Origin of the sequence: Desulfovibrio sp. 1188_IL3213 (genome assembly GCF_036763145.1) — a bacterium.
GTDB lineage: Bacteria > Desulfobacterota > Desulfovibrionia > Desulfovibrionales > Desulfovibrionaceae > Desulfovibrio.
This window is the reverse complement of the sequence record NZ_JBAIYR010000098.1, coordinates 1-6,785: the sequence shown is the minus strand read 5'-3', so window position 1 is coordinate 6,785 and position 6,785 is coordinate 1. Positions and strand designations below refer to the sequence as shown.

Here is a 6,785-nt window from a genome sequence, read left to right as displayed (position 1 = left end):
TGGAGGCGCTTGGAGAATTTTACCCCAATGCCAAGTGGCAACGGTGCGTTGTGCACTTTTATCGCAACGTGCTGCATGCGGTTCCGCGCGGTAAGGCCAAAGAGGTTGCTCTGATGCTCAAAGCGATTCATGCTCAGGAGGACAAAGAAGCTGCGCGCCGCAAAATGGTAGATGTGGCCCAAAAGCTCCGGGCGCAGCATCTTGAAAAAGCAGCCAGAACACTGGAATCTGGCTGTGATGAGACGCTTTCTTATTATAATTTTCCTATGGCGCACTGGCGGCATATCCGAACCAACAACCCGCTTGAACGCCTGAACCGTGAAATTCGTCGCCGAACCCGTGTTGTGGGCAGTTTTCCAGATGGACACGCCGCCTTGATGCTGGTGGCAGCCCGCCTGCGCTACATGGCAAGTCAAAAATGGGGTACACAGCGGTATATGAATATGAATCAAGAAGTATCGGCATAGCCCCATGCCGTCACGGGCATTGCAGCGCGGGATCGCCACTTAGCGTCCCGCTCGCAAAGCACGCGCCAGCTTCAAGACAGCGCCAGACCTGACACCACATGGTAGCTACAAAATGTGCGAAAAATTCTGGACACTACCACAAAGAGCTTTATAAGGCACGACATCTGGTGGAAAACGCCTTTCTTCACTTGAAGCGATGGCGAGGAATCGCGACCAGATATGCGAAGAATACCGCATCGTTCCTAGTCGCGACTACCTCACATCAGATGCATTTTTCTTTGGGCATCAATCTCGTGACTACACTGCCTAGCTCAGTTCATTTCAGCATGAACATATCATCTATGAGTTTCTTCTTTATGTCTTTTATATTCTAGAAAAATATCTCCAACAAGTTTCTCCACAAACATATTTTCCCATCATCAGCAACAGGTCCACTGCGGTCAATCCTGTATTTCTGTAATACCAATTCCTCACACGCTCAGTTGGAACAGAAGTATTATTTGCCATTTGCTTTGACCTAAGACTGTTATCCCGGCTATTCACATATCCGGTTGCATAGCGGTTTGACCTCCGCGCCACAACACAGGACGACCTACTGTGGCGCCAGGGCCATTTCAGTAAAAAAGCCCTGGCGCTGATGGCCTATGCCAGCAATGCCCTTGCTATGGCTTCGCTCTTATCAAGATCGGCTTTTTCCGGGTTCCATTGCGAACGTATGCTTTCGTCAACAACCTGAAAGCCGGCCTTGGCAAGCTCCTCGCTCAGCACCTTGTTGCCCTCGCCGCTCCAGCCATAGCAGCCGAACACAGCGGCTTTTTTATTTTTAAATTTCAGCGAAGCCAAAAAGTGCAGCCACCCGGCAACGCTGGACAGAATGGTGCTGCTGACCGTTGGGGAGCCCACGGCAATGGCCCGTGATTTAAACACTTCGGTCATTATTTCATTTTTGTCTGTCTTGGAGATGTTGAACACCTTGACCTCAGTATTGGGGCTGACCCTGCCCGCCTGCTCAGCAATGGCATGAGCAAGCCGTGTGGTGCCTTCCCACATGGTGTCGTAAACAACGGTCAGCTGGTCTTCCTGATACTCCCGCGCCCATTGCGCGTATTTTTCGACAATCTGCATGGGATTGTCACGCCAGATGACGCCATGACTGGGGGCGATCATGTCGATGGGAATGTTCAGACCAGAAATTTCTTCAAGCTTTTTGGTCACAAAGGAAGAAAAGGGATTCAGGATATTCGCATAGTATTTCATTGCCTCTTTCTCAAGCAGGCACTGATCGGCCTTGTCATTAAAAAGACCTTCGACGGCAAAGTGCTGTCCAAAGGCATCATTGGAAAAAAGGATGTTATCTCCGGTGAGGTAGGTTGCCATACTGTCAGGCCAATGCAGCATCCGCATTTCGACAAAAACGAGCTTTTTTCCATTGCCTATATCAATGGTATCGCCGGTTTTTACCACATTGAAATTCCAGCCATGCTTTCCGTACTGCCCCTCAAGGCTTTTAACCGCATTGGCGGTGCAGTAAATGGGCAAATCAGGGCGTGCTTTCATAAGCTCGGTCAGGGCGCCGGAATGGTCCACCTCACCGTGGTTGGCCACCACGCAATCCAGCTTTGCAAGGTCAATTTCTGATTTGAGATTTTCAATAAACTCAAATCTGTGCGGCGCCCAAACCGTATCAATGAGTACGGTTTTCTCTTCTTCAACCAGATAGGCGTTCTGGCTGGAACCATTGATGATGGAATATTCATCTCCGTGAAAATGCTGCAATTCCCAATCGATATAACCAACCCAACTGACATTGGCTTTTACGTGCTTTCTCATAGCAAAATCATCCTTTTTGTTTCGGGTTGCGCACGGCCGCCAGCGCCCATCCATCGTTTGTGAACCGTGGGATTGACGCCGGACAGCCGCAAACATCGGTGTTCAAATTCTCAAGCCTGTGCCGCAACGCTTTCTGAAGGTGCTACGCCCTGGTACGCTGGCCTGGCTGGCACTCTACAACTAGGGGACTCCCGGAAAATGTCTCATGGCCCTGACTGACGACGCCCGAAACAGGCGCGCGACAGCCATCCTGCACCGCAGGGCAACCAGACACAGACATGCCAGACAGCATCGCCTGATCAATGAAAAAACAGGAGCGTTACGACATAGGCCCCTAGCCACGCGGCGAAGGAGGACCGTCGTGAGCCTTTGCGCCATCAAGAATTCGAATTGCCGTTTCCGATGGCTAGCCACATCTGAAGCTCGCGGCACGAGCAAGCTGTCTTCTGCCTCTGCCCGTTGGAATTGCCTGACGGTCGCGGGAACACACGCTCGCTGTGAGGAGCAGACGCAGAACCTCTGCGCTGTTACACGCTGAAGCGGCGTCTCCAACCTTTGAGGATATATATCCGCAAAGGTAGTTTGCTCCAGTTTCACACTATTCCGACGGTTGAGTAAAGCCCCAAAAAAATGCCCCGGTCTGGCAACGCAGGTCCGGGCATTTATAATGGATCTGAGATGACCTTAAAAAGTCGCATCAAAATTTTAAAAATATGCAAGCTTGGAAGGTGCGCCCCACTGAGAGCATGCGAATACTGGTCTGAACATTTCATGAAATGGTAAACGCCCCATTGAAACACAACAGCCCGGCGGAGCCACTCACCCTTTTGCAGACCACGCCCTGCCCCAGAGAAATATTTTCCCATGACTCAAATTTTTTTCGTGCAATAGCGCGGCCAAAAATAATTAAGCCCACAGATATTTACATTCGAGATAACGATTTCATGCTACACCCCGCAGTTGCCGAAACATGCCTGCCGTAGAATGCCCTGCCCTTGTACAGGGCCTGCCGAACATAAAAAATATCGGCTTCGCGTAAATCCGATTAAAATTCTATAGTTTTTTAGCGGGTTCACTTTCAAATACGAACAAATATACAATTATAAATATTATTATGCAATTCTGATTTAATAAAAATTACTGGATCATATTTATGATTTATTCAATCTAACTCCGCATAAAAACCCTATCTAAAAAGAGAAACTGTTATACCCTTATAGCCATCGCCTTTTTAATAACAGATATTATTAAAAAGGCGATGGCTTCTTCCCAGATCGTGGATCATAGCCTGCGCTGATTCACCCCTTATCTTCCCAATGCTGCACTCTTGCAAGAGAGGCAGAGGGGCATTGCCCCCTCAGAGAAGTAAACATTACGCTTACATACTCTCCCTTTTATACTTTCGGCATGCCCGTGCATTGCCGCCATATCACTGTATCCGGTACATCATGGAGGCTCCATGCCTACTATCACCCTTTCCCGTCCTGCTCAGGGGCAGGCAGTAACAGTTCGTGCAACAGACCAAAACGCAAAGATCGCGCTTGATTTTTCAACCGACGGCGTCACTCTGTCACGCGATGACAGCTCACTGATATTTACTTTTGAAGATGGCTCAGCCATCCGTATAGATGACTTTTACAGCAACTATCACGCCGAAAACATTCCTGATTTTGAAATCGCCGGCAAACTGGTTTCCGGCACGGAATTTTTCAGCGCTCTTGGCCCGGACCTCGTCCCTGCGGCGGGTCCGGCCACTGTCGAGCGCGGCTCTCGTTATAATGAGCACGGAACTTCCGACCTGATGGGCGGCCTTGACCACCTGGACGGCCTTGATATGGGAGTGGCCGGTTCAGTGGCCGGGGGCGACAGTATTCAGACCGCTCTTTTGAGAGTTGGGGGCGAATCTTCCGGAGCCGCCGCCAGCGAGCGCCCGCCCGTCGGCCCTGCCGGCGATGTGCGTGCAGTGCTGTACAGCGCCGGCGACAGCGAAGACCATTTTGTAAGCACCCCTGTCTTTTTCAGGGACGCCAGCGGCAACCTGCTGAACCTTTCGTCCGGCGCGGCAATCACCCGCGCCGCCTCGGGGCCGGATTCCGTTTCCTGCGCCTTTTCTCCTGAATGGGACAGCAGATGGCTTTCCGAACCGGAATTCATCAACGGCCAGTTGGTGTTCAAATTCAGCGAAGCCGGGCTTACCAAACTGCAAAGCCTTGATCCGGATGATTTCCTGAGAGGACTTGTGACCGTTACGGTGGTCAAGGACGGCCACGTTTTTGAGTACACCGTTGAAGTGGTCGCCACCGGCGGATCATCTTTCGACTCCCAGGCGTATGATACCGAATACGGGGCGGTTTCCGGCTTCGGCACGGAGTCTGTGGGCGAATACCATCAGGGTTCGGGACAGACCGGCAGCTACCAGATCGTCGCGTCCACGGGCAATGACAATATCAACCTGGATGACACGGTCATCGGCGGCAGCTCCATACATGCCAGCGGCTCTGCCGACCCGGCCCGTATGGCCGACGACTACAACACCATCACCCTTAACGCCGGGGTTGCGAACACGACGCCAGGCTCCATCACGCATATCACTTCCTCCGACGGCAAGCTTGTCGTGGCGGACGGCGTAACCGCGCAGGGCAGCGGAGCCGAAAACGTCATTGATATGGGCAAGGGCTCGGTTCATGTCCAAAACGTCTCAGGTGATGGCGTATCCGCTGCCGATGGCGGCAAGAATACCGTCAGCGGCGGCGAAGTGGTGGTTGATGCAGGCGATACGGGGTTTTTGGCAAAAGATGGCGGCTCCAACACCGTCGCGGCGCAAGACGGCGATGTCAGTATTGACGCCGATGGATGGGGCATGGTTGCCCAGAATAACGCCACCAACAGCGTTGCTGCAACAGGCGGCAGCGTCAATATAACCGCCGGGAAACAAGGTCTTCAGGCCCAGGGCGGCAGCGTCAATTCTGTAACGACAACCGACGGCGACATCACCATCAATGCAGATTGGGATGGTGTTGCCGCATATGATAACAGCACCAACAACCTTTCCGCCACCAATGGGTCTGTAAGCATAACAACAGACACCTGGGGCATCTCGTCCGGCACCAACAGCAGCGCCAATGTTGACGTGGTTAATGGAAATCTGGAGATTGATGCCATCGGACGCGGTATTCATGCATATGATGACAGCATCAACACTGTTTCAGTACGGGATTTTTCTTTGGGTCACATGGCGGCTTCCAATTTTGCGCGAAGCCGCGCCCTGAACGGAACAAGGGCGGGGTCATCCACATCTCTGGGGCGCGGGGCATCCACAGCCCAGGTTGCCGCAATTCCCGCGCCTGTTCCCATCAAATGAACAGTATCCGCCAAAAGGCAGGCCTCTGCCACATCGTGGGTGACCATCAGCACGGTGACTCCGGTTCGTGCCTGCAGCTCCGCCAAAAGCCCCTGCATGCGCGAGCGTGTAATGGCGTCCAGGGCAGCAAACGGCTCATCAAGCAGCAAAAGTTTCGGGCGGAGCACCAGCGCCCGCGCCAGTGCCACACGCTGCCGCATGCCGCCTGAAAGCGTCGAGGGCAGGGCCTGTTCCCACTGTTCCAGGCCCACCAGCGCCAGCATCTCCCGCACACGCTCCCGGCGAAGAGCAGGAGGCATGCCCCCATTTTTAAGCCCAAAAGCCACATTTTCCGCCACACCCAGCCAGGGAAACAGGGCATCGTCCTGAAACACCATAACCCTGTCCACCCCCGGCCCGCCGCAGGGAACGCCTTCAAGAAGCATCTCCCCGGCATCCGGCGACACAAAGCCAGCCACAACGCGCAAAAGAGTGCTTTTTCCGCACCCGCTGGCGCCAATAAGCGCCGTCACCGACCCTGGCCGCAACGTCAGATCAATACCCGGCAGAACAACACGGCCGCCATAGCTTTTTTGCAGGTTACGGCAAGCGAAATACGCGCTCATCGGGCAGCACCCGGCAGGCGACGCAGCATCCTGACAAGCAGCGCGTCACAGGCACTGCCCAGGGCGGCAATAAGCACTATGCCGCTTAAAAGAATATCCACACGGCCGTTCATGCGGGCATCCATAATAAGCGCGCCCAGGCCATCCGGCACGCCAGTCAGTTCGCCCAGTACCAGATACGCAAAGCTCATGCCCAGAGCCACGCGCAGGCCCGCGCACACTTGCGGCATGGACCAGGGCAATATGACCTTGGTAAAAAGCGTTACGCGGGAGCAGCCAAGCATGCGCCCGGCATTGAGCAGGTCTTGCGGCACAGAAGCGGCGGCGGCCGCAGCGCTGAAATACACGGGAAAAAAGCCCGCCAATGCGATGAGACTGACGGTGGTCATAAATCCCACGCCCAGCCATATGAGGGCCAGCGGCAACCAGCTTATGCCGGGAACGGACTTTACGCCATTGACCGTAAACGAAAGCAGGCGCGCCACCGTTGCGCTGCGGCCCGACCACAGCCCGAGCACAAGG

4 protein-coding genes and 1 pseudogene are annotated in these 6,785 nt (G+C 53.7%); 2 read left to right on the top strand and 3 right to left on the bottom strand.

Annotated features, from left to right (window positions below; translation table 11 throughout):
* Together V6C16_RS06100 and V6C16_RS06095 are read left to right on the top strand one after the other, a co-directional pair.
* Nucleotides 1–467, top strand: a 467-nt coding sequence (locus V6C16_RS06100; protein ID WP_333536879.1) for a transposase, incomplete at its 5' end; no start/stop codon positions are given.
* A 134-nt stretch (nucleotides 468–601) separates the two neighbouring features.
* Nucleotides 602–764 (top strand): annotated as a pseudogene (locus tag V6C16_RS06095) (IS5/IS1182 family transposase); the annotation flags it as partial.
* Nucleotides 765–1,109: 345 nt separating this feature from the next.
* Here the strand turns inward: V6C16_RS06095 and V6C16_RS06090 are convergent.
* The 3 genes from V6C16_RS06090 to V6C16_RS06080 form a co-directional block, all read right to left on the bottom strand.
* Nucleotides 1,110–2,297: an MBL fold metallo-hydrolase gene (locus V6C16_RS06090; RefSeq protein ID WP_333534540.1), complete on the bottom strand. Its 1,188-nt coding sequence runs from the start codon at nucleotides 2,295–2,297 to the stop codon at nucleotides 1,110–1,112.
* 3,228 nt (nucleotides 2,298–5,525) lie between these two features.
* On the bottom strand, nucleotides 5,526–6,263 hold the full coding sequence (locus tag V6C16_RS06085; protein WP_333542893.1) for an ABC transporter ATP-binding protein: 738 nt from the start codon (nucleotides 6,261–6,263) through the stop codon (nucleotides 5,526–5,528).
* Nucleotides 6,260–6,785: ABC transporter permease (locus V6C16_RS06080; protein WP_333542892.1), on the bottom strand; the 526-nt coding region annotated here is incomplete at its 5' end. The genes V6C16_RS06085 and V6C16_RS06080, both read right to left, overlap by 4 nt.

Coding starts and splice junctions, on each gene's coding strand:
- V6C16_RS06085 (WP_333542893.1), bottom strand. CDS start 6,263: ATGAGCGCGTATTTCGCTTGCCGTAACCTGCAAAAAAGCTATGGCGGC.
- V6C16_RS06090 (WP_333534540.1), bottom strand. CDS start 2,297: ATGAGAAAGCACGTAAAAGCCAATGTCAGTTGGGTTGGTTATATCGAT.